The organism is Burkholderia lata (assembly GCF_902499025.1).
GTDB lineage: Bacteria > Pseudomonadota > Gammaproteobacteria > Burkholderiales > Burkholderiaceae > Burkholderia > Burkholderia lata_C.
This window is the reverse complement of sequence record NZ_CABVPW010000019.1, coordinates 127,020-148,221: the sequence shown is the minus strand read 5'-3', so window position 1 is coordinate 148,221 and position 21,202 is coordinate 127,020. Positions and strand designations below refer to the sequence as shown.

Here is a 21,202-nt window from a genome sequence, read left to right as displayed (position 1 = left end):
GCACGTGCCGCAGCCCGCGGCGCGTGCGCTTTCCTGTTCCTTCCCGTTCCTTATCGCGCAGTTTCCGCGACGATCTGCGCGAGCCGCTCGCGGCAGAAATCGACGAACGACTGCGCCTGTTTCGTGAGCTGACCGCGCTTCAGCCGTGCACTCACGAGCCCCGACGGGCTCACCGTTTCGCTGAGGGAGATCGTCACGACCCGCTGGCCGTCGTACGTGTATTCGGAATGCGGGCGCGTGACGAGCAGCGAGAAGCCGAACCCCTGGCCGACCATCCCGCGCACCATCTCGATCGACGGCGAGCCGAACACGATGTTCGGTGTCAGTCCGAGCTCGTGAAAGAGACTGACGAAATACGTGCGGCTCGGCTGCACGTCGAGCAGGATCATCGGTTCGACGCACAGGTCGCGCAACGACACGTGCGTCTGGCCCGCGAACCGGTGGTTCTCCGGCAGCAGCACGTACGGCTGCTGCGGCGGCATCAGCGGCTCGGTCTCGATCGTGCCGTCGAGATCGTGGTCGTACATGAGCGCGAGATCGAACGTGCCGGACGTCAGGCCCTGCACGAGTTCCTGCTGGTCGCCGTCGCGCAGCCGGATGTTCACGCCCGGGTAGCGATCGCGAAAGCCCGCGATCAGTTGCGGCAGATAGAGCGGCGCGACCGTCTCGAAGCAGCCGATGTCGATCTGCCCGGTTATCACGTCGTTGTCGGCGAGGGCGTTCTGTTCGAATTCGTGTGCGATGCGCAGCAGCTCCTGCGCTTTCCGGTAGAAGCGCGTGCCGCTCGGCGTGAGCGACACGCCCTGTGCGTGATGGCGGATGAACAGCTTCACGCCGAAGCTTTCCTCGAGCCCCTTGATCGCGCTGGAGATCGACGGCTGCGCAATGAAGAGCTGGCGCGAGGCCTCGGCGACGCTGCCGGATTCCACCGTCGTCACGAAGTATTTCAGTTGCCGCAAAGTGTAGTGAGCCACAAGCACCTCTGATGCACGGCCCCGGCGTGCCGCCGCGGGCGCAATCTGTCCATGGTTTTGCGTAGCACCTTACCTGAAAGCCCCCCGGTGCCGGCATGTCCGCTGCAGAGCTTTTTCGTATGTCCCGGAAATATTTTTAGTATTTTCCGGTCGAGATGCACGTGGCGCACCATCGTCTCCAACCTGGATCGCGAAGTTCACGAGGCGACCGCGCTCGCGCCGGCGGGAGATTTCATCCGTCCCCGCATGCGTTTCGTTCGCCTCGTTCGACATCGCCGCGCGTGCACGCGGCGCGTCGTCGCTCGCGCATCCGGACCCGATTGCAGGCGCGTACCCCAACGCGCGCCGGCTGACACGGCAAGCGCGCATCGCCGCGCACAGGAGACATCACCATGACGAACGCGGACCGCAATGCGTCCCCGATGATAGAGAAGCACACGATCGGCTACGTGCCGCCCGCGGAGCGCCACGGCAAGGTGCGCGACCTGTTCACGCTCTGGTTCGGCGGCAACATCGCGCCGCTGCCGATCGTGACCGGCGCGCTCGGCGTGCAGCTCTTCCACCTGAACCTGATGTGGGGCATCGTCGCGATCGTCGTCGGCCAGGCGGTCGGCGGCGTGCTGATGGCGCTGCATTCCGCGCAGGGGCCGCAGATGGGCATCCCGCAGATGATCCAGAGCCGCGCGCAGTTCGGTTCGTGGGGCGCGCTGCTCGTGACCGTGATCGCGGCCGTGATGTACGTCGGCTTCTTCGCGTCGAACATCGTGCTCGCCGGCAAGTCGGTGCACGGCATCGCGTCGTCGGTGCCGGTACCCGTCGGCATCGTGATCGGTGCGGTGGGCTCGGGGCTGATCGGCATCGTCGGCTACCGATTCATCCACATCCTGAACCGGATCGGCACGTGGGTGCTCGGCATCGGGATCCTGGTCGGCTTCTGGATGATCCTCACGCACGTGACGACCGGCGATTTCCTGACGCGCGGCGGCTTCGACTTCGCGGGATGGCTCGCGACGGTGTCGCTGTCGGCGTTGTGGCAGATCGCGTTCGCGCCGTACGTGTCGGACTATTCGCGCTATCTGCCGGAAGACGTCGGCGTGGCGTCGACGTTCTGGGCGACCTATCTCGGCTGCACGATCGGCTCGACGCTCGCGTTCATCTTCGGTGCGGTCGCGGTGCTCGCGGTGCCGGCCGGCGCCGACACGATGGACGCGGTCAAGCAGGCGACCGGCCCGCTCGGCTCGCTGATGCTCGTGCTGTTCCTGCTGAGCGTGATCAGCCACAACGCGCTGAACCTGTACGGCGCGGTGCTCGCGGTGATCACGTCGGTGCAGACGTTCGCATACAAGTGGATCCCGAACGCGAAGGCGCGCGCGGTGGTGTCGGTCGTGATCTTCGTCGCGTGCTGCTACGCGGCGATCGGCGCGTCGACGAACTTCGTCGGCAACCTCGTCGATCTCGTGCTCGCGCTGCTCGTCGTGCTGGTGCCGTGGACGGCGATCAACCTGATCGACTTCTACGTGATCCACAAGGGCAAGTACGACATCAAGTCGATCTTCATGGCCGACGGCGGGATCTACGGCCGCTTCAATCCGCAGGCGCTGCTCGCGTATGCGATCGGCATCCTCGTGCAGATTCCGTTCATGAACACGCCGATGTATGCGGGCCCGATTCCCGCGCATCTCGGCGGCGCGGACCTGTCATGGGTCGTGGGGCTGGTGCTGACGTCGCCGCTGTACTACTGGCTCGCGACGCGCGACAGCGCGTATCGGCGCCGGCAGACGGGCGCGACGATGCCGCCGACGGCGGTGCGGTAAAGACGGGGAAGGAAGAGGGCCATCGCGTCAGTGGCGAGACGGTGGCCCGTGAAGGAGGTCGGACGGGCTCGCGGTTGCCTATGCGCCGCGAGCCCGTCCGTGAGTCAGACCACCGCCGAGCGCGCGACGCGCACCGGCACCGACTTGTACGACGGCGTGCCGCTTTCCTTGTCGATGTAGTCGAGCGGCACGAGCACGTTCGCTTCCGGGTAGTACGCGCCGACCGACCCCGGCGCGATGTCGTACTCGATCGCGGTGATCTTCTCGAGCCGCAGCGCGCGGCCCGACGCGGTGACCGTCTCGATGTCGACGAGGTCGCCGTGTTCGAGCCCGTATTTCGCGAGATCGGCGGGGTTCATGAACAGTACGTCGCGCCGACCGAACACGCCGCGATAGCGGTCGTCGAGGCCGTAGATCGTCGTGTTGTACTGGTCGTGGCTGCGCAGCGTGATCAGCCGCAGCACCTGCTCGGCGCCGAGCACGTCGGCATCTTCCTTTACGCCCTTGTAGACCGAGAACATCGCCTTGCCGGTCGGCGTCGGCCACACGCGCTCGGTGGGCGGCAGCGGCAGGCGGAAGCCGCCCGGCGTGCGGATGCGCTCGTTGAACGCTTCGAAGCCGGACACCGTGCGGTCGATCAGGTCGCGGATGCGATCGTAGTCGGCGATCAGGTCGAGCCACGCGACCTTGCTCGCCGGCAGCGTCGCATGCGCGATGCCCGCGACGATCGCCGGCTCCGAGCGCAACTCGTCGGACGCCGGCTTGAGCTTGCCGGCCGACGCGTGCACCATCGACATCGAATCCTCGACGGTGATCGACTGCCGGCCGGTGGCCTGCATGTCGAGCTCGGTGCGGCCGAGCACCGGCAGGATGAAGGTTTCCTTGCCGACCAGCAGGTGCGAACGGTTCAGCTTCGTGCCGAGATGCACGCTCAGGTCGAGTTTCGCCATCGCCGGGAACGACAGCTCGGGATCGGGCAGCGCGACCGCGAAGTTGCCGCCGAGGCACAGCAGCGCCTTCGCGGTGCCGTCGATCATCGCCTGCATTGCCTGCACGGCGTCGTGCCCGTGATGCGCGGGCGGCGTGAAGCCGCACACGTCCTCGATCTTCTTCAGGAACTCGGCCGACGGCTTCTCGGTGATGCCGACCGTGCGGTTGCCCTGCACGTTCGAGTGGCCGCGCAGCGGGCAGACGCCGGCGCCGGGCTTGCCGATGTTGCCGCGCATCAGCAGCAGGTCGGCGATCAGGCGCACGGTTGCCGTGCCCTTGTTGTGCTGCGTGACGCCCATCCCGTACGTGACGATCGTCGCGTTCGACTTCGCATACGCGAGTGCGACCTGTTCGAGCTGCGCCTGGCTGAGCCCGCTCGCGCGCTCGATGTCGTCCCACGACGTGGCTTCGAGGTCGGCCGAGAACGCGTCGAAGCCGTTGGTGTGCTGCGCGATGAAGTCGCGGTCGAGCACGTCGCCGCGCTCGGCTTCGAGCTGCAGCAGCGCCTTCATGATGCCCTTCAGCGCGGCCGCGTCGCCGCCGGCGTCGACCTGGTAGTACGTCGATGCGATCCGCGTCGAGCCGAACGACGCCATCTCGATCATGTCCTGCGGATCCGCGAAGCGTTCGAGCGCGCGCTCGCGCAGCGGGTTGAACACGATGATCGGCACGTTGCGGCGCGAGCACTCGTGCAGCGTGCCCATCATCCGCGGGTGGTTCGTGCCGGGGTTGTGGCCGATCGAGATGATCAGCTCGCAATGGTCGAAATCCTCCAGCGACACGGTGCCCTTGCCGATGCCGATCGACTGCGGCAGCCCGACGCTGGTCGGCTCGTGGCACATGTTCGAGCAGTCGGGGAAGTTGTTGGTGCCGAGCTCGCGGGCGAACAGCTGGTACAGGTACGCGGCTTCGTTCGATGCGCGGCCCGACGTATAGAACTCGACCTGCTCGGGCGGCAGCGCGCGCAGCACTTCGCCGATGCGCGCGAACGCGTCGTCCCATTCGATCGCGCGGAACGTATCGGTCGCGCGGTCGTAGACGAGCGGATGCGTGAGCCGGCCCATGTTCTCCAGCTCGTAGTCCGACATGCGCAGCAGCGACGACACGGTGTTCGCCGCAAAGAACTCGGGCGTCACGCGCTTGGTCGTCGCTTCCCACGTGACGGCCTTCGCGCCGTTCTCGCAGAACTGGAACGTCGACTTGTGTTCCTTGTCGGGCCATGCGCAGCCGGGGCAGTCGAAGCCGTCGGGCTGGTTGGTCCGCATCAGCACGATCGGCGCCTCGATGGTTTCCATTTGCGTGCGCACCGCATCGGCTGTCGCGCGAAGCGCGCCCCAACCACCGGCGGGCCCGTCGTACTTCCTGATGCCTGGCACTTCGCGTCGATTTGTCATGTGATTCTCCATCAGCCGTTCCCGGTGCGGGCGGCTCGGTTTGCGCCGTGTCGCGGCGTGGGGCGGCTCCGCCCGGTGGACGGAGCCGGTCATGCATGCCCCGGGCGTGCGGGGCACGCCGGGTTTCAGTGTGCGTCCTTCTTCGCGCCGGACGACTTCTTGCCGGACGGCTTCGCGGCCGGCGCGGGCGGCGGCGCGTCGGCGGGCGTGTCGCCCGTCTTCGCATCGTCGCCGGCCTTGGCCGCCTTGCCGTTCGATTTCGCCTTGCCGTCGGCGTCCTTCTTCGCGTCCTTGGCCTCCTTCGCTTCAGGCGCCGCGAGCGTGTTGAACTTCACCTCGTCGCTGGCCTTGTCGTAGTCGACCTCGCACCGGTCGCCCGACTTCAGGCGGTCGGCGAGGATCTCCTTCGCGAGCCGGGTCTCGATGGTCTGGCGGATCTGGCGCTTCAGCTCGCGCGCGCCGAACTCCGGCTGGTAGCCGGCTTCGGTCAGGTGCTCGACGAGCGAGTCGCCCATCACGAGCGTGATGTCCTGCGCGGCGGCCGTGCGTACCACGCGGTCGAGCTGGATCTGCACGATCGAGCGGATGTTCTCCTTCGACAGTGCGTGGAAGACGATCACCTCGTCGATCCGGTTCAGGAACTCGGGGCGGAAATGCCCCTTCAGCACCTGCATCAGCTCCTCGCGGATCGCCTTGTCGGTCTTGCGCGCGGCTTCCGGTTGCGTGAGGTTGTCCATGATGATCGCGGCGCCGAGGTTGCTCGTCGCGATGATGATCGTGTTGCTGAAGTCGACCACGCGGCCCTTGCCGTCGGTCAGGCGGCCGTCGTCGAACACCTGCAGCAGCACGTTGTAGACATCCGGATGCGCCTTCTCGATCTCGTCGAGCAGGATCACGCTGTACGGGCGGCGCCGCACGCGCTCGGTGAGCTGACCGCCTTCGTCGTAGCCGACGTAGCCGGGCGGCGCGCCGATCAGCCGCGCGACCGCGTGCCGCTCCATGTACTCGGACATGTCGATGCGGATGATCGCCTGCTCGTCGCCGAACACGGTCTCGGCGAGCGCCTTCGCGAGCTCGGTCTTGCCGACGCCCGTCGGCCCGAGGAACAGGAACGTCGCGATCGGCCGGTGCGTCTGGCCGAGCCCCGCGCGCGACAGCCGCACGGCATCGCTGACGGCCACCACCGCATCGCTCTGGCCGACCACGCGCTCGCGCAGCTGCTCTTCCATCTTCAGCAGCTTCTGGCGTTCTTCCTGCGTGAGTTCGGACACGGGGATGCCGGTGAGTCGCGACACGACCTCGGCCACCGATTCGACGGTCACTTCGAGCGTTTCGGAGCCGGTCTTGCGCTGCCACGCCTCCATCATCTCGTCGACGGCTTTCTGTTTCTCGGTGATCTGCTCCTCGAACTGCTTCGCTTCGTCGAAGCGCTTGCGCGACGTCGCGTAGTCCTGCTCGCGCTTCAGTTGCACGATCTGCGCTTCGCCTTCCTGGATGTCGATCGGACGCGACGTCGCGCCGATCCGCACGCGCGCGGCAGCCTGGTCGATCAGGTCGATCGCCTTGTCGGGCAGGAAGCGCGACGTGATGTAGCGATCGGCGAATTCCGCGGCCGCGACGAACGCGTCGTCGGCGAACGTCACCTGGTGGTGCGCCTCGAGGCTGTCGCGCAGCCCGCGCAGGATCACGATCGTCTGTTCGACGCTCGGCTCCGGCACGAACACCGGCTGGAAGCGCCGTTCGAGCGCCGCGTCCTTCTCGATGTACTTCTGGTATTCGTTGAGCGTCGTCGCGCCGATCAGGCTCAGCTCGCCGCGCGCGAGCGCGGGCTTCAGCACGTTCGCGATGTCGAGGCCGCCTTCGCCGCCGCCCTGGCCCGCGCCGACGATCGTGTGCAGCTCGTCGATGAACAAAATCAGTTCGTCCTGCTTCGCAGTGACCTCGTCGATCAGCTGCTTTGCGCGCTCCTCGAATTCGCCGCGATACTTCGCACCGGCCACCATCGAGTTGATGTTGACTTCGACGAGCCGCTTATCGCGCAGCACTTCGGGCACGTCGCCGTTGACGATCCGCTGCGCGAGCCCTTCGACGATCGCCGTCTTGCCGACACCCGGCTCGCCGATCAGCACCGGGTTGTTCTTCTTGCGGCGCGCGAGCACCTCGATCGTGCTCTCGATTTCCTGCGCGCGGCCGAGCACCGGATCGAGCTTGCCCTGGCGCGCGATCGCGGTGAGGTCGCGGCCGAACTTGTCGAGATTCGGCGTGCCGGTCGGCGCATCGACGCGGCCGTCCTCGGCGCCTTTGCCGACCACCTTCACGACTTTCTGGCGCAGCGCCTCGGGCGTCACGCCGTATTTCTTCAGCAGCGTGCCGGCGACGCTGTCCGGCACCGAGGCGAGCCCGATCAGCAAGTGCTCGGGGCCGATGTACGAATGGCCGAGATCGCGCGACGCCTGGAACGCGTACTGCACGGCCTTCTTCACGCGCGGCGAGATCGACAGCTTGTCGAGCAGCGCATCGGGGTCGGCCGTGCCGGTATGCGCATGCTCGTCGATGTACGACCGGATGTCCTGCGGCGACAGCTTCAGCTCCTTCAGCAGCGCGGCGCACACGTCGGTGTCCGCGAGCGCGTACAGCAGGTGTTCGGAATCGAGCTCGCTGCGGCGCAGCTCGTGGGCCTTCTCGGCCGCGCGCTGCAGCAGTTCCAGCGTCTGCTCGCTGAACGCGTCGGTCGGGTCGACCGATTCGCGCGGAATCTCGGCGGCGAGCGGCGCTTCGTCGTCGAGCCCGCCGAACAGCGACGACGAGCCGCCTCCGCCCAGCAGCGAATCGAACGGGTTCAGCATGCTCTGATGCCGCATCAGCTGACGGAAGTGGTAATCGCAGATCGAGATCGTCTTGCGCTCGCCGTCCTGCATCACGGTTGCGCGCGCGACGGCCGGCCGGGCGTGGCAGATATCGCAAAGTGCGGGCATGGTGGTCTGGCTCCTGTCGGTGAAAGTGGGTCGAAGGGTGAAGTCCCGATGCGGTGCGGCGCTTGGCGCTTCCCGACCGCGAACGCACGACACGCGGCACGGCGGCGCGCGGGCGGCACCGGTGCTGTCACGCAGCGCGCGTCGGCGTCGTGCACGGTCGCGGTCGGGGCGGCAAGCGTGCGTGCCGGGAGGAGCCCACGGCATCGCTTCGACTGCGTTCAAAATAGCGAATCGGCGGAGGCCATCCAAGACACAGTTGCGCAGCGGCCCGGCCGCGAATTGCACCCTCGCATGCACTTGCGCACGGGTGGCAAGGAGTACAGACGGGCAGGCGCACGGCGGCACGGGCGTGCACGGCGTGCGTAGCGAGTGGTGACATGAGGCGGGAGCGGGCAGAACGCGAACGGATCGCGGTGCGACATCGGCGCGCAGGGCGCCCGTTGCGGGCGGGGAGGCGGCGATGCGGGGGGACAGGCGCGGCGCGACCGCCGCAACGTGCGCGTGCCGCGACCGGCTATGCGCGACCCCGCACGCACCGCCGACGATGCGTGTGGGGTGGCCGAAGGCGAGGGCGGGTTGCACGGTCCGGGCCGGACACGGCGCAACCGTGGCGTGCCGCGGTCAGTCCGGGAGTGTCATCGCAAGCCGTTGCCGGGCAATTTGCTTCACGTCCGTTGACAGTGCCGCATTCGGCAGACCATTGGCCCAGACGGAGAACGAATCCTCGATCAGGTTGCGCGTGTCCGGCGGCAACTCCGCCAGGACCAGCGACATGACGGTGAACAGCACGGCGGTGTCGCCGGCCTGGCTGCTCGCGTTTGCGTCGACCGCCTGCTTCAGGTGGTCGATCGACGCCTGCAGCGCCTGCAATGCCTCATTCGACTCGCTCATCACACACTCCATGCAAGATGGGTTTGATCGGCGACGAACATGCGGCCGGCGGTGCGGCCGAGTGCGCGCGACGCCCGGCGGGCATCGCGCACAGGCAACCGCGGTCAGGCTGCCGTGTTGCCCTGCGGCGCCACTGCCACCGATGCTTCGCTCGTCAGCATCAGGAACGTGAACGTTTCGCGCAGGTACAGGCGGACGACCTTGTCGGTATGGCTCGTGTAGCCGATCGATACGTCTTCCCCGAGGTGCAGCTCGTAATCGCCGCCGCGCGTGGACAGCACGCAGCCGCCGCTGATCGCCGGCGCCCAGATGATCTCGCCGCTGACGATCCGCTTGATATGGCCGAGGACCGGATAGCCCTGGTCGCGCGCTTCGCTGAGCGCCGTGTACGCATCCGAGCCGAGCACGACCGAATACGGGCCGTCGACACCGGCGAGCCGCAGCGCTTCGAGCGCGTCGCTGATCGCGTCGGGATACGCGCTGACATCCGCCGGCAGCGTGAGCTTGCGGTTCGACGTGCCTTCGCGGATGCCGACGATGCCGGCGGCCTGGTAGCCGTCGAAAATCGCGTCGTCTTCGGCGAACGCGAGCCGCTGCGCGGCGTCCTTCGCCGGTTGCCAGTCGGCATCGCGCGCGCCGCGCTCGACGCTGTCGATCGCATCGCGGCTCAACTCGAACGGCACCGTCAGCTCGACGATCGTGCGGACCTCGCGCAGCCGTGCATTCACTTGCTCGCGCGGCGCGGCGACGTCGACCAGGTGCCCGGTGCCGACGGCCGACAGCTCGGGGCCTTCGGGGCCGTCGACGTCGACGACGCGGCGGCCGGCCACCGATCGTTTGAACGTGCGTGCCACTTCCTCCTCGATTTGTTCCCAGGCGGAGGACGAGATCGGGGCGAGTTCGCGGTGCAGGTTATTCATGGATTCTTGTTGCCTCACGTCAGCGAAAACACTTCATGGTGGGCCGATCGGCTGACGGACTGCGCCTGATGTCAGGCATGCCGATCGCGGGCGAAAATGCATATTAGCAGGCTCTATTGACACCACTGCAGCACAAATCGAAACGACACCCTGCGGTCGCGCAACTGTTCTGCAATTCGCGCGATGAGCGAGGGCGCGAGCATGTTCAGAACGCCGCAGCCGGATGGCGATACCCGGCGCATGGCGGCGCTGACGCCGCCCGGGCCGCGCTCGATGACGCGCCGACTCAATTCCGGTCGACGGCCCATCGCGAGTCGTGCATTCTTACGAACATTCATCCGGCAGGGTTTCCGGAAGTCGGCGCTGGCCGGCGTTCAGTTACCGGAACCGGGCAACGATGAATCATAGACGCAGCCTATTGAAGCTTCACGACACGTGGAGGTCGTTCATGGCACTACAACTCGTCTCGCCCGAAGACAAATACATGCTGAAGACGGGCGTCATCAATCACGAAGCAGTCATCGGGCATTTGAAACAGGTGCTGCACGCGTTTGCGATGAAACCGGAGTACAGCAAGTTCTATATCGGCATCACCAGTGACCTGAATACCCGGCTGGTGAAACATCGCGCCACCAAGCCCGATTTCAAACTCATGTGCCCGATCTATCTCGAGGCGCACAATCTGGTCGGGAACGCGTTCGATCAACTGGAGCGCAAGGCCATCGAGACATTCCGTACCGGCATCACGAACCCTCAATCCGGTGAGCGCCTGCTGGCATGCAGCAACGGCCCTGGCGGGGCGTTGCCGAAGAACTGGCTCTATATCCTGGTCGGCTGATTCGCGCGGATGGCAAGTCGGGCGCGCTGGCCCGCACGCGGTAGTAGGTCGAAGCGGCGGCCCCTGTGTGGCGCGGCGCCCGTGCGCCGCGCGAGCGCCCCGGCCGACTGAACCGCGGCCGTTCCGGACACGCCCGGCGCGAGGTTGCGCGCCGGGCTGACCTTGGCACCTTGCGTTACGACGGCACGCCTTTCAGCGAGCCGATTTTCAGCGAACCGTCGCGATGCGGCGCGGACGAAGCAGGCTCCGGTTGCGCGGCATCGGCGGCCGGCGCCGCGCGGTCGGCGAGCGCCTCGAGCAGGTCGGCGGACGGCACGAAGAACAGCGAGCCGGTGACCGCGCGGCTGTAGTCGAGCAGGCGGTCGTAGTTGCCGGGCGGGCGGCCGACGAACATGTTCTCGAGCATCTGCTCGATCGGCGCCGGCGAGCGCGCATAGCCGATGAAGTAGGTGCCGAATTCGCCTGCGCCCGGGCGTCCGAACGGCATGTTGTCGCGCAGGATCTTCACTTCCTGGCCGTCCTCGTCGAGCGTGGTCAGCGAGCTGTGCGAGCACGACGGCTTCACGTCCGGCGCAAGCTCGATGTCGGCGAGCTTCGTGCGGCCGATGATGCGCTCCTGCGTCTCGACCGCGAGCGCGTTCCAGCCGGCCATGTCGTGCAGGTACTTCTGCACGATCACGTAGCTGCCGCCCGTGAATTCCGCGTCTTCGTCGCCGATCACCGTGAAGTCGACCGCCTCGCGGCCTTCCGGGTTCTCGGTGCCGTCGACGAAGCCGATCATCGCGCGCTGGTCGAAGTTGCGGAAGCCGTGCACCTCGTCGACGACCGTGACGGCATCGCCGAGCGCGCCGAGCAGCTGCGTCGCGAGTTCGAAGCACAGGTCCATCGCTTCCGCACGGATGTGCAGCAGGATGTCGCCCGGCGTCGCGACCGCGACGCGCTGGCCCGCGCCGAATTCGCGGAACGGATGCAGCGCGGCGGGGCGCGGGTTGCCGAACAGCGCATCCCAGGCGTCGGCGCCGAAGCCGCACACGCAGGTGAGATTGCCGCCCGGCACGCGCTTGCCGACCGAGCGCACGAGCGCGGCGATGTTGCCGCACCATGAACGGATCGTGTCGGCGTGATCGGCGCCGGGATTGATCGTCGCCACGAGGAAGATCGCGCTGCGCGTGATCGTGCTGTGAACGTTTTGGGAGAGCGGGGGAGGTGTCTGCATCGTGGGCTGCCGGTCAGTCATGTCGGGACGGAAGTGCCGTGACGCGCGAAGGCGAACGGTTGAACTGAGTCATGCGACTGTTCTCTTTGTGTCATGCGGATGAAGGACATTGCGCGGACATCGCGCAACGGGCCGCAGCGGTGGCGGCCGGCCGCACGGCGCGTGACCTGCCCGCACCGCGTAACGTCATCGAGCAAGCAATCTAGCAGCTTCGGCGAGTCTTTGGAACACGTAACGCCAAACTGTCATGCGAATGCGTCAAACAGGGCCGGATTTTGGGCGGTGCCCGCGCAGCTGTACTCCTGGCGCGTGCGGCGCTGTGCTCTTGAGCGTGCGTGCCGCGTGCAGTAGATTAGGTCCCGCTGCGCCCGCCGACGAGGAGCGTCATCATGAACCTGCTGGAAGCGATGCGTGTGTATGTCGCGGTGGTCGAGCAGGGCGGCCTGTCCGGCGCGGCGTCCGAACTGCGGCTCGACGAAGCGCAGGTGAGTGAACGGATCGACTGCCTCGAACGGTATCTCGGCTGCCGCCTGCTGATGTGCCGCGAGCGCGACGACGTGGCCTGCACCGATGCGGGTGACGCGTTCCACGTGTGCTGCCGCCGGACGCTGTTCGCGGTCGAGCAGGCGATCGGCGCGGCGGGCCCGCACGCGGCGGACGGGCCGGACACGCACGATGCCGCGCATGCCGCCACGCATGATGCGGCTTTCCCGCCGCCGCCCGGCGCCGTTCAAGCTTCAACACAGCGACTGTCACCTTGAATACGACCACCATTCCCTGCTCGCCGGCCGAGCGCCTTCGTCGCCGCTTCGGCCATTTCCTTCACGCGGCCGAGCTGGCCGGGCTGATCGTGATCGGCCTCGCGACCGCGTTCGCGATGACGCAGGAAGCGTGGAAGGTCGTGCTCGCGGGCGAGGTGTCGCTGACCGACCTGCTGCTGATGTTCCTGTACCTGGAAGTGCTCGCGATGGACGTGCGCTACCTGCGGCTCGGCCGGTTGCCCGTGCGGTTTCCGCTGTTCATTGCGATGACGTCGCTCGCGCGCGACCTGATACTGCGGGGTGCAACCGACAGCCCCGAACGGATGCTGATGACGACGTTCGGGATCGTGCTGCTCGCGGTGGGCGTGCTGATCCTGAGTTTCGGCCAGCATCGGTTTCCGGCCGACGTCGACGATGTCGAGGACGATGCGCATGCGCGCAGGTGACGCACGAGCGGCAGGCCGCATGGTTTTCCCCTGTTCCTGCAAGGAGGGTGCCCGATGAGCACGGATTCCGTCGAAACGAAACAGGCGATCGAACTGCAGCGCGCCGCGTCGGACGCCTACCGGCTGGCGCGCGACACGCGCGATGCCGATCCGGCGCTCGCCCGCGCGCCGTCCGTCGCCGGGCTGCAGCGGGAGGCCGCGCACGCCTATGCCGATGCGGCGCGTGCACGCGTGGCGGCCATCGGCATCTGAATCGAATTCCGGCCAGCCGCATGCGGTGCGGCGGCGGCCACCGACCATCCAACCGAGTGAGGTGTCCAATGACCCAGCAACTGATCGTCGCCGTGTTCGACAGCGTCGACACGGCCCGCCAGGCCGCCAACGATGTCGAGGCGCTGTCGGAGAAAAACGAAGGATTCCACATCGAGAACGGCGTCGTCGTCGAGAAGGACGCAACCGGCAAGCTCGCGGTACTCCACGCCGAATCGCGGCCGTTCAAGGGCGGCGTGATCGGCGCGATCGCGGGCGGTTTGCTCGGCCTGCTCGCCGGGCCGATTGGCGTGGTCACGGGCATGGCGGCCGGCGCGGGTGCCGGCATCCTCGCGGAAGCGGCCGGCAACGCGCTGCTCGACGGCACGTTCGTCGAGACGGTCGCGGCACGGCTCGTGCCCGGCAGCGTCGCGATCATTCTCGAAGCGAAGGAAGATACGCCGTTCTCGGTCGACAACGTCGTGACGGGATTCGGCGGCAAGGTGTTCCGCCAGACGCTCGATTGAGCGTCTTGCCTTCGAACCACATCGGGAGAACGACATGCGCATCGATCAATCGTACCGGCGCTTCGACATCGCGGCGACGCTGGCGCCGCTGCCCGGCAACCGCGCGATCGCGAGCGTCGACGTGACGACCGACGATCCGGCCCGCATCGCCGATCTCGGCACCGGGCAATTCCTGCAGATCCGCAAGTGGGTCGAGTCGAACGACGTCGCGATGCTGACGGTGGTGTTCGACGAATGCAAGGTCGCCATCGATCACTACGCGGACAACGTCGACGACGCTTGAGTGCTCGCGGGGCCCGCGCATGACCGGGCTTCGCGTGACCGCTGCCTGACGGCGATCGGCGCTAGCCGATGACGCGCACCGGGATGGCGCCCGGAGCATCGCCGCGCGTGATTGCGCGGGCCCGTTTGCCGTCGCGTTCCAATCTGTTCACCACGCCGGCCGGATTTCGCGTTTCCTCGCCAAACTGTCACTTACATTCGTCGAAATGACGCAGTAGCATGCCGAACCTTGTCTAGATGAGATTCGCATTGCTATCCGCCTTCAATTTCGATAACGGACGAGGTTCGAACCGGGACACCCGCGCCCGGGCACGGCTATCCGGCTTCGTGCACCGGCGCGGCCATGCCGCCCATGCATCGCAGGCCGGTTCACCGCTGGCGGGGCGAGGCGGATGAAGCTCTACGAGAAATTTGCAAACGACGTAGAGCGACTCATCCGGCAAGGTGTATATCGACACGGCGATCGTGTGCCGTCGGTGCGGCAGGCGAGCCAGCAGCACCGGATCAGCATCACGACCGTGCTGCATGCGTATCTGCTGCTGGAAAGCCGCGGGCTGCTCGAAAGCCGGCCGCAGTCGGGCTATTTCGTGAACCTGAGGCGCGACGACAGCCATGCGCCGGTGCGCGAGCTGCGACCGTCGAAGCCGATCGCGATCTCGTCGTCGGTCGACGTGAGCCGGCTCGTGCTGTCGACGTTGCGCTCGATCGGCACCGACGACGCGGTGCCGCTCGGCTCGCCGTATCCGGACCCGAGCCTGTTCCCGTTCGAGAAGCTGAACCGCTATGCGTACGCAGCCGGCCGCGACAAGTCGCTGTGGGGCGTGACGGACGGGCTGCCGCCTGGCCATCCGCGGCTGATCCGGCAGATCGCGCGCCGCTACCTGGAAAACGGGATGTCGGTGGACCCGAACGAGATCATCGTGACGGTCGGCGCGACGGAGGCGATCAACCTGTGCCTGCAGGCGGTCGCCAAGCCGGGCGATACGATCGCGGTGGAGTCGCCGACGTTCTACGCGATGCTGCACGCGATCGAGCGGATGGGGATGAAGGCGATCGAGGTCGCGACGCATCCGGAATACGGGATCGACATCGCGGCGCTGGCCGCGATCGCGAAATCGCAGCCGATCGCCGCGTGCATGGTGATGCCGAACTTCCAGAATCCGCTCGGCTTCCAGATGCCTGACGAGCGCAAGCGCGAGCTGGTCGAGTTCGCCGCGAAGGCCGATATGCCGATCATCGAGAATGGCGTGTACAACGAACTTTACTTCGGCAACATGCATCCGAGCACGCTGAAGTCGTTCGACCGCCATGACATCGTGCTGCACTGCTCGTCGTTCTCGAAGAGCCTGACGGCCGCGTACCGGATCGGCTGGGCGCTGCCGGGCCGTTATCGCGAGCAGGTCGAGAAGCTGAAATTCCTGAATACGCTTGCGACGCCATCACTGCCGCAGCTCGCGATCGCGGAGTTTCTCGAACGCGACGGCTACGAGCATCACCTGCGGCGGATTCGCAAGGCCTATGCGCAGCAAGCGAACCTGATGCGGACGATGGTGTCGCGATTCTTCCCGGAAGGCACGCGTATTTCGAGCCCGGCGGGCGGGTACGTGCTGTGGATCGAGCTGCCCGTGCAGGTCGATGCGATGCGGCTGTACCAGCTCGCGCTGGAGCAGGGGATCACGATCGGGCCGGGCTACATGTTCTCGATCGCGGACAGCTACCGGAATTTCATCCGGCTGAACTACAGCAGTCCGTGGTCGCCGGAGATCGAGCAGGCGATCGTAACCGTCGGCAAGCTCGCCGTGTACTGCCTCGACTGACCGTACCGCCGCGCGTCGAGCGTAGCGCCGTCAAGTCAGCCGGTACGACTGCGCGCCCGTTCCCGCGAGCGTGCCGCCGTCGACGATCAGGTATTCATTGCGGATCGGCTTGCCGTCGAACCAGCATTGCAGGATCTCCAGCGTGCCGGCTGCGTAGCGGGCCTGCGCGGACAGCGACGTGCCGGAGATGTGCGGCGTCATCCCGTTGAACGGCATCGTGCGCCACGGATGATCGGCCGGCGCCGGCTGCGGAAACCACACGTCGCCGCCGTAGCCCGCGAGATGCCCGGACGTGACGGCGTTCACGACCGCGTCGCGGTCGACCAGCTTCGCGCGAGCGGTGTTGATCAGGTACGCGCCGCGCTTCATGCACGCGATCATGGCCGCGTCGAACAGGTGCTCGGTCGACGGGTACAGCGGGATCTGCAGGTTGACGATGTCGACCGCGCCCGCGAGCGACGCGGCATCGGCGTGATACGTGAGCCCGAGTTCCTGCTCGACCGATGCATCGAGCCGGTGGCGTTGCGTGTAGTGCAGATACAGCCCGAACGGCTTCAGACGGCGCAGCACGGCGAGCCCGATGCGCCCCGCGCCGACCGTGCCGAAATGCATGCCTTCGACGTCGTAGCTGCGCGACACGCAATCGGCGATGTTCCAGCCGCCTTGCTGCGCGATCGCATGCGACGACAAGTAGTTGCGCACCAGCGCGAGCGTCGTCATCACCACGTGCTCGGCCACGCTGATGCTGTTCGAGCCGGTGACTTCGGCGACGGTGATGTGCGCGCGCGCGGCGGCGTCGAGATCCACGTGATCGGAGCCGATGCCGGCCGTCAGCGCGAGCTTCAGCTTCGGCGCGCGGGCGATCCGGTCGGCCGTCAGGTACGCGGGCCAGAACGGCTGCGAGATCACCACGTCCGCTTCGGGCAGCCGGCGCTCGAATTCGGAGTCGGGGCCGTCCTTGTCGCTCGTGACGATCAGCGTGTGGCCGTGCGCTTCCAGATAGCCGCGCAAGCCGAGCGCGCCGGACACCGAGCCGACGAGTTCGCCGGGACGGAAGCCGGGCGGGCCGGCCGGCGTCGGCGCGGTCTGTCCGTCCGCGTACTGCGTGATGACCGGAATCGCATCGCGCACGTAGCGCGGCGGATAGCCGTCCACGGGATCGGGGTACAGCACGCACAGGACGGTGGCCATCGGGTAGCACTCCTGGTGACGGGGGGGAAGGCACGCGGCATGCGGATTGCGCAGGACGCGCGACGCGCGACGTGCGCCGCGGGTGGCGCGCGTGTTGCGCCGCAACGTTGATGACGTTCTACGCCCGTCATGGATCTCGTACAAGCTACAGTGCGTGTTTGCGTGCGCTGCGGGGGCGTCTGTACCTGTTCTTTTCATGAAGGACGCCGATAATGGGATCGTTACCTGACTCTGCGGGAGCGATGTCATGTCCGGAAGCGATTCCTCGTCTTCACGTCCCGATCTCACGCAAGGCATCGCGCTCGACGATCTCGCCGACGGTGCAATGATCGAGGGCCATGTCGGCGACGCAGCGGTGCTGCTCGTGCGCCGCGCCGACGAACTGTTTGCCGTGGGCGCGCAATGCCCGCACTACGGCGCGCCATTGGCCGACGGCTTGCTGGAGGGCGACACGATCCGCTGCCCATGGCACCACGCGGCGTTTTGTCTGCGCACCGGTGAGCTGCTGCGCGCGCCGGCGCTCGACGGGCTGCCGTGCTGGCGTGTCGAACGCCGCGACGGCCGCGCCGTCGTGCTCGATGCGCAGCCGGCTGCCGTGCCGCCTGCATTGAATGCAGCAGGACTGCCTGCTTCGATCGTGATCGTCGGCGGCGGCGCCGCGGCGATCGCGGCGGCCGTGACACTGCGGCAGGAAGGCTATCCGCATCCTGTCACGCTGCTGACTGCCGATTCCGATCCGCCTTACGACCGGCCGAACCTGTCGAAAGACTATCTCGCCGGCACGGCCGAGGCCGACTGGCTACCGCTGCGCTCGCCGTCGTTCTATGCCGACCACCGCATCGACGTGCGGTGCGGCGCGCGTGTCGTACGCATCGATCCCGCGCAGCAGGCGGTCGAGCTGGCCGACGGCAGCCGCGTCGGATACGGCGCGCTGCTGCTGGCAACGGGGGCCGAACCGAACCGGCTGACCGTGCCCGGCGCGGATCTGCCGCATGTGTGCGTGCTGCGCTCGCGCGCTGATTGCGATGCGTTGATCGGCAAGCTGAAAACGGCGCGCCGCTGCGTCGTGGTCGGCGCGAGCTTCATCGGGCTCGAGGCGGCCGCCGCGTTGCGCACGCGCGGGCTCGACGTGCAGGTCGTCGCGCCCGATGCGCATCCGATGGCACGCGTGCTCGGCGAAGCGCTCGGCAGCACGATCCAGGCACTGCACGAGTCGCACGGCGTCGTGTTCCATCTCGGTGCGACACCCGCGCAGATCGCGCCGGACAGCGTGACGCTGTCGACCGGCGACGTGCTGCCGGCCGATCTCGTCGTGGTCGGCATCGGCGTACATCCGAACGTGGGGCTCGCGCAGGACGCGGGGCTGGCCGTCGAGCGCGGCGTGACGGTCGACCGCTTCCTTCAGACGAGTGCGCCCGGCGTCTACGCGGCCGGCGACATCGCGCGCTGGCCCGATCCGCTGACGGGCGATCGTATTCGCGTCGAGCACTGGGTCGTGGCCGAGCGGCAGGGCATCGTCGCGGCGCGCAACATGCTCGGGCAGCAGCGGCCGTTCGATGCGGTGCCGTTCTTCTGGAGCCAGCATTACGACCTGACGGTCAACTATGTCGGGCATGCGGAGCAATGGGATCGTGTCGAGATCGACGGTGACCTCGGCGCGCACGACTGCTCGATCGCGTACTGGCGCGGCAACACGCGGCTCGCGGTCGCGACGGTCGGCCGCGATCTCGACAGCCTGAAGGCGGAAGCGGCACTCGAGCGACAGATTGCAGCCGCGTGACAGCGGCGTGACGACGCGATTCAAACCTGGAGGCGAGATGAATCCCGATGTTCGTGCCCGTTTCGAAACCGAGTTTGCGCCGCGCATCGCGGCGCGCGTGCTCGGCCTGTACCAGCCCGGCGAAGTGAAGGTGGCCGTCGTGCCGCACGACGGGCAGGGCAGCCCGACCTGTGTCGACGTGATCGGCCTCACGTCGACGGTCGGATTGCCGAACCGGCTGAACGCGCGGCTCGCGTGGCGTGACGATGCGATCGATGCGCTACTGGCCGAGCCTGACCGCAGCCGCTTCGACCGCTATCTGGCGGCGCTGCCGGTCACGATCGAGCGCTGGCAGATGGAGTTGCCGGTCGACTTCAGTACGCGAACCCAGCGCGACCGCGAGATCCTGATCGGCGATCTGGATTTCGATGCGTGAAACGCGTCGTGCGATGCGTGCCGATGAGCCGGTTGCCGCTACCGGTCGCGTGTCTTGATGATCACGCGGCCCTGGTCGATGCCGCCGCGCAGCGCTTCGTCGCACGTGAGCCATTCGGGTGTGACGAGCTCGGGTGCGGGCAGGTCGACCGGCGCGCCGTCGCGGAAGATCCGCACCTGCGCGACCCACGCGCCGTTCGCGTTGCGCGTCGCCTCGACGCGAATCTCGTGATCCATGAAGGTGTCGGTGGCTTGCATCGGTCGGGGCCCTCCGTCGTGCGTGAACGCGGTGCGTCGATCGTAGCAGCATGGCGTGCGCCGTGCATCCGAAACGAAGCGGAATCTGCGCGCGATTCGAAGCACGTGTCGACGCGCGAGACGGGAGCGAACCTGTGGCCTTCGATCTGACCTTTTCCATCAAGGTATTCGCGGCGCTGTTCGCGATCATGAACCCGATCGCGAACATTCCGGTGTTCCTGTCGCTGACCGAAGGCGCGGCGGACGGCGTGCGCCGCAAGGTCGCGCTGACGGCGGCGATCGGTGTGACGGTCGGCTGTATCGTGTCGGCGGTCGCGGGTGGCGCGATCCTGCATGTGTTCGGCCTGACGATCGACGATTTCCGCCTTGCGGGCGGGCTGCTGGTGCTGCTGATCGCGTTGTCGATGCTGCACGGTGCGCCGAGCCGCCAGCATTCGCCGGGCGAAAGCGAAGGTGCCGACCCGGCCGCGGCCGAGAGCGTCGCGATCTATCCGCTGACGATCCCGCTGCTCGTCGGCCCCGGCACGATCGCGACGATGATCGTGCTCGGGCACAGTGCGTTGTCGACCGGGCAGGAACTCGCGTTCGCGCTCGGGCTCGCCGCGTTTCTCGTGTTGCTGGCCGTTTCGCTGCTGTCCGCACCGCTGATCGGCCATTACCTGTCGCCGCGCGTGACGGCGGTGACGCAACGGCTGATGGGGATGATTCTCGCGGCGATCGCGATGCAGATGATCGTCGCGAGCCTGAAGGCCGCGTTCGGGCTGCCGCATTGAGCGCGGCGCAGCCGGACGCGGCGGCCTGATTTCACGGAGTGGCTGATGAATACGCTGATTGTGTTGTCCTATCCCGACCTCGCGGCCGCCCATCGTGCGCTCGCCGAACTCGATACGTTGCGTGACCGGCATGTCGTTGCGCTGTCGGGCGTGGCGATCGTCGAGTGTGCAGCCGACGGACAGTTGCGCGCGCATGCGATCGACCCCGGTCGCACGCCGCGCGGGTCGCTGCTCGACAGCGTGGTCGAGCACATCGAATCGTCGCTCGATGCATGGCGCGAAAAGCCGGTGGACGATGCGCTGATCGACCGCGTCGCGCGCAAGGCGCGCCCCGGCACCGTGTCGCTCGGGCTGGCCGCGACGCAACTCGACATCTACGCGCTGAGTCCGGCGCTCGCACCGTTCGGCGGCGAAGTGATCGACACGACGCTGTCGATCGACGACGAACTGAAGCTCGTCGAAGCGATCTCGAAAGCACGTGACGGCGGCGGTGGCGGCGATGCAGCGACCGGCTGACGCGCGCGGGCGTCTTCAATTGCGCCCCCGAGCGGTCTGTGCCGCGCATCGCAGGCTGGCCGGGCATCGATGCGCATGACCCTTCGTAGCAGGGCCTGAATCGAACGCAAGCGGCCGCGCCCGTTCATCGCCGCGACCGCAATGGCTCCGTGCAGCCCTGCATGCGGCGCGGCGGG

The 21,202-nt window shown here is 67.2% G+C and carries 21 protein-coding genes; 12 read left to right on the top strand and 9 right to left on the bottom strand.

The features are described 5' to 3' along the window. Positions 1-50 precede the first annotated feature (50 nt). The gene (locus BDI24065_RS20580) at positions 51-974 is read right to left on the bottom strand and encodes a LysR substrate-binding domain-containing protein (protein ID WP_175032818.1); all 924 of its coding nucleotides are present in this window, start codon (positions 972-974) and stop codon (positions 51-53) included. Positions 975-1,366: 392 nt separating this feature from the next. On the opposite strand from BDI24065_RS20580, the gene BDI24065_RS20575 reads away from it, so the two are divergent. Next, positions 1,367-2,788 (top strand): purine-cytosine permease family protein, encoded by a 1,422-nt coding sequence (locus BDI24065_RS20575; RefSeq protein ID WP_175032817.1) that lies wholly within the window; start codon positions 1,367-1,369, stop codon positions 2,786-2,788. 104 nt (positions 2,789-2,892) lie between these two features. On the opposite strand, the gene BDI24065_RS20570 is transcribed toward BDI24065_RS20575, so the two are convergent. The 5 genes from BDI24065_RS20570 to BDI24065_RS20550 all read right to left on the bottom strand — a co-directional run bounded on the left by BDI24065_RS20570 (position 2,893) and on the right by BDI24065_RS20550 (position 10,296). Continuing rightward, positions 2,893-5,172: an FdhF/YdeP family oxidoreductase gene (locus tag BDI24065_RS20570; RefSeq protein WP_175032816.1), complete on the bottom strand. Its 2,280-nt coding sequence runs from the start codon at positions 5,170-5,172 to the stop codon at positions 2,893-2,895. Between the two features lie 125 nt (positions 5,173-5,297). Next, positions 5,298-8,147, bottom strand: coding sequence for an ATP-dependent Clp protease ATP-binding subunit (locus tag BDI24065_RS20565; protein WP_175032815.1), 2,850 nt, complete (start codon positions 8,145-8,147; stop codon positions 5,298-5,300). A 621-nt stretch (positions 8,148-8,768) separates the two neighbouring features. Further along, a complete protein-coding gene (locus tag BDI24065_RS20560; RefSeq protein WP_175032814.1) occupies positions 8,769-9,038 on the bottom strand; it encodes a hypothetical protein in 270 nt (89 codons plus the stop codon). Positions 9,039-9,142: 104 nt separating this feature from the next. Continuing rightward, positions 9,143-9,958, bottom strand: a complete 816-nt coding sequence (locus BDI24065_RS20555; RefSeq protein ID WP_175032813.1) for a family 1 encapsulin nanocompartment shell protein — start codon at positions 9,956-9,958, stop codon at positions 9,143-9,145. Positions 9,959-10,071: 113 nt separating this feature from the next. Continuing rightward, the gene (locus BDI24065_RS20550; protein ID WP_175032812.1) at positions 10,072-10,296 is read right to left on the bottom strand and encodes a hypothetical protein; all 225 of its coding nucleotides are present in this window, start codon (positions 10,294-10,296) and stop codon (positions 10,072-10,074) included. Positions 10,297-10,406: 110 nt separating this feature from the next. Here BDI24065_RS20550 and BDI24065_RS20545 point away from each other — a divergent pair, with 110 nt between their 5' ends. Then, positions 10,407-10,796 (top strand): GIY-YIG nuclease family protein, encoded by a 390-nt coding sequence (locus tag BDI24065_RS20545; protein ID WP_175032811.1) that lies wholly within the window; start codon positions 10,407-10,409, stop codon positions 10,794-10,796. Between the two features lie 175 nt (positions 10,797-10,971). Here the strand turns inward: BDI24065_RS20545 and BDI24065_RS20540 are convergent, their stop codons facing one another. Further along, entirely contained in the window at positions 10,972-12,033 is a 1,062-nt protein-coding gene (locus BDI24065_RS20540; protein WP_175032810.1) for a Dyp-type peroxidase, read from the bottom strand. A gap of 368 nt (positions 12,034-12,401) precedes the next feature. Here BDI24065_RS20540 and BDI24065_RS20535 point away from each other — a divergent pair, with 368 nt between their 5' ends. The 6 genes from BDI24065_RS20535 (at position 12,402) to BDI24065_RS20510 (ending at position 16,094) form a co-directional block, all read left to right on the top strand. Continuing rightward, a complete protein-coding gene (locus BDI24065_RS20535) occupies positions 12,402-12,773 on the top strand; it encodes a LysR family transcriptional regulator (protein WP_175032809.1) in 372 nt (123 codons plus the stop codon). Continuing rightward, the gene (locus tag BDI24065_RS20530; protein WP_175032808.1) at positions 12,770-13,219 is read left to right on the top strand and encodes a phosphate-starvation-inducible protein PsiE; all 450 of its coding nucleotides are present in this window, start codon (positions 12,770-12,772) and stop codon (positions 13,217-13,219) included. Before BDI24065_RS20535 ends, BDI24065_RS20530 begins: the two co-directional genes overlap by 4 nt. Positions 13,220-13,273: 54 nt before the next feature. Then, the gene (locus BDI24065_RS20525; RefSeq protein ID WP_175032807.1) at positions 13,274-13,471 is read left to right on the top strand and encodes a hypothetical protein; all 198 of its coding nucleotides are present in this window, start codon (positions 13,274-13,276) and stop codon (positions 13,469-13,471) included. Positions 13,472-13,539: 68 nt separating this feature from the next. Then, the gene (locus tag BDI24065_RS20520) at positions 13,540-13,995 is read left to right on the top strand and encodes a DUF1269 domain-containing protein (protein ID WP_175032806.1); all 456 of its coding nucleotides are present in this window, start codon (positions 13,540-13,542) and stop codon (positions 13,993-13,995) included. 34 nt (positions 13,996-14,029) lie between these two features. Continuing rightward, a complete protein-coding gene (locus BDI24065_RS20515) occupies positions 14,030-14,278 on the top strand; it encodes a hypothetical protein (protein WP_175032805.1) in 249 nt (82 codons plus the stop codon). Between the two features lie 391 nt (positions 14,279-14,669). Next, positions 14,670-16,094, top strand: a complete 1,425-nt coding sequence (locus tag BDI24065_RS20510) for a PLP-dependent aminotransferase family protein (protein ID WP_175032804.1) — start codon at positions 14,670-14,672, stop codon at positions 16,092-16,094. 30 nt (positions 16,095-16,124) lie between these two features. Here the strand turns inward: BDI24065_RS20510 and BDI24065_RS20505 are convergent, their stop codons facing one another. Continuing rightward, complete coding sequence (locus BDI24065_RS20505; RefSeq protein WP_175032803.1) at positions 16,125-17,285, bottom strand: NAD-dependent formate dehydrogenase; 1,161 nt, start codon at positions 17,283-17,285, stop codon at positions 16,125-16,127. A 247-nt stretch (positions 17,286-17,532) separates the two neighbouring features. Here BDI24065_RS20505 and BDI24065_RS20500 point away from each other — a divergent pair, with 247 nt between their 5' ends. Together BDI24065_RS20500 and BDI24065_RS20495 are read left to right on the top strand one after the other, a co-directional pair. Beyond that, positions 17,533-19,065, top strand: coding sequence for an FAD-dependent oxidoreductase (locus BDI24065_RS20500; RefSeq protein ID WP_175032802.1), 1,533 nt, complete (start codon positions 17,533-17,535; stop codon positions 19,063-19,065). 37 nt (positions 19,066-19,102) lie between these two features. Then, positions 19,103-19,480, top strand: coding sequence for a DUF5594 family protein (locus BDI24065_RS20495; protein WP_175032801.1), 378 nt, complete (start codon positions 19,103-19,105; stop codon positions 19,478-19,480). Between the two features lie 38 nt (positions 19,481-19,518). On the opposite strand, the gene BDI24065_RS20490 is transcribed toward BDI24065_RS20495, so the two are convergent. Beyond that, the gene (locus BDI24065_RS20490; RefSeq protein ID WP_027792503.1) at positions 19,519-19,737 is read right to left on the bottom strand and encodes a DUF6566 family protein; all 219 of its coding nucleotides are present in this window, start codon (positions 19,735-19,737) and stop codon (positions 19,519-19,521) included. Positions 19,738-19,871: 134 nt separating this feature from the next. Here BDI24065_RS20490 and BDI24065_RS20485 point away from each other — a divergent pair, with 134 nt between their 5' ends. After that, a complete protein-coding gene (locus tag BDI24065_RS20485) occupies positions 19,872-20,510 on the top strand; it encodes a MarC family protein (protein WP_175032800.1) in 639 nt (212 codons plus the stop codon). Positions 20,511-20,555: 45 nt separating this feature from the next. After that, positions 20,556-21,026: a DUF1269 domain-containing protein gene (locus BDI24065_RS20480; protein WP_175032799.1), complete on the top strand. Its 471-nt coding sequence runs from the start codon at positions 20,556-20,558 to the stop codon at positions 21,024-21,026. Positions 21,027-21,202 lie beyond the last annotated feature (176 nt).

Excerpts from the sequence above, each read along its gene's own strand:
- BDI24065_RS20575 (WP_175032817.1), top strand. The coding sequence starts at position 1,367 with ATGACGAACGCGGACCGCAATGCGTCCCCGATGATAGAGAAGCACACG.
- BDI24065_RS20570 (WP_175032816.1), bottom strand. The coding sequence starts at position 5,172 with ATGACAAATCGACGCGAAGTGCCAGGCATCAGGAAGTACGACGGGCCC.
- BDI24065_RS20565 (WP_175032815.1), bottom strand. The coding sequence starts at position 8,147 with ATGCCCGCACTTTGCGATATCTGCCACGCCCGGCCGGCCGTCGCGCGC.
- BDI24065_RS20560 (WP_175032814.1), bottom strand. The coding sequence starts at position 9,038 with ATGAGCGAGTCGAATGAGGCATTGCAGGCGCTGCAGGCGTCGATCGAC.
- BDI24065_RS20555 (WP_175032813.1), bottom strand. The coding sequence starts at position 9,958 with ATGAATAACCTGCACCGCGAACTCGCCCCGATCTCGTCCTCCGCCTGG.
- BDI24065_RS20550 (WP_175032812.1), bottom strand. The coding sequence starts at position 10,296 with ATGAATGTTCGTAAGAATGCACGACTCGCGATGGGCCGTCGACCGGAA.
- BDI24065_RS20545 (WP_175032811.1), top strand. The coding sequence starts at position 10,407 with ATGGCACTACAACTCGTCTCGCCCGAAGACAAATACATGCTGAAGACG.
- BDI24065_RS20540 (WP_175032810.1), bottom strand. The coding sequence starts at position 12,033 with ATGACTGACCGGCAGCCCACGATGCAGACACCTCCCCCGCTCTCCCAA.
- BDI24065_RS20535 (WP_175032809.1), top strand. The coding sequence starts at position 12,402 with ATGAACCTGCTGGAAGCGATGCGTGTGTATGTCGCGGTGGTCGAGCAG.
- BDI24065_RS20525 (WP_175032807.1), top strand. The coding sequence starts at position 13,274 with ATGAGCACGGATTCCGTCGAAACGAAACAGGCGATCGAACTGCAGCGC.
- BDI24065_RS20520 (WP_175032806.1), top strand. The coding sequence starts at position 13,540 with ATGACCCAGCAACTGATCGTCGCCGTGTTCGACAGCGTCGACACGGCC.
- BDI24065_RS20515 (WP_175032805.1), top strand. The coding sequence starts at position 14,030 with ATGCGCATCGATCAATCGTACCGGCGCTTCGACATCGCGGCGACGCTG.
- BDI24065_RS20510 (WP_175032804.1), top strand. The coding sequence starts at position 14,670 with ATGAAGCTCTACGAGAAATTTGCAAACGACGTAGAGCGACTCATCCGG.
- BDI24065_RS20505 (WP_175032803.1), bottom strand. The coding sequence starts at position 17,285 with ATGGCCACCGTCCTGTGCGTGCTGTACCCCGATCCCGTGGACGGCTAT.
- BDI24065_RS20500 (WP_175032802.1), top strand. The coding sequence starts at position 17,533 with ATGTCCGGAAGCGATTCCTCGTCTTCACGTCCCGATCTCACGCAAGGC.
- BDI24065_RS20495 (WP_175032801.1), top strand. The coding sequence starts at position 19,103 with ATGAATCCCGATGTTCGTGCCCGTTTCGAAACCGAGTTTGCGCCGCGC.
- BDI24065_RS20490 (WP_027792503.1), bottom strand. The coding sequence starts at position 19,737 with ATGCAAGCCACCGACACCTTCATGGATCACGAGATTCGCGTCGAGGCG.
- BDI24065_RS20480 (WP_175032799.1), top strand. The coding sequence starts at position 20,556 with ATGAATACGCTGATTGTGTTGTCCTATCCCGACCTCGCGGCCGCCCAT.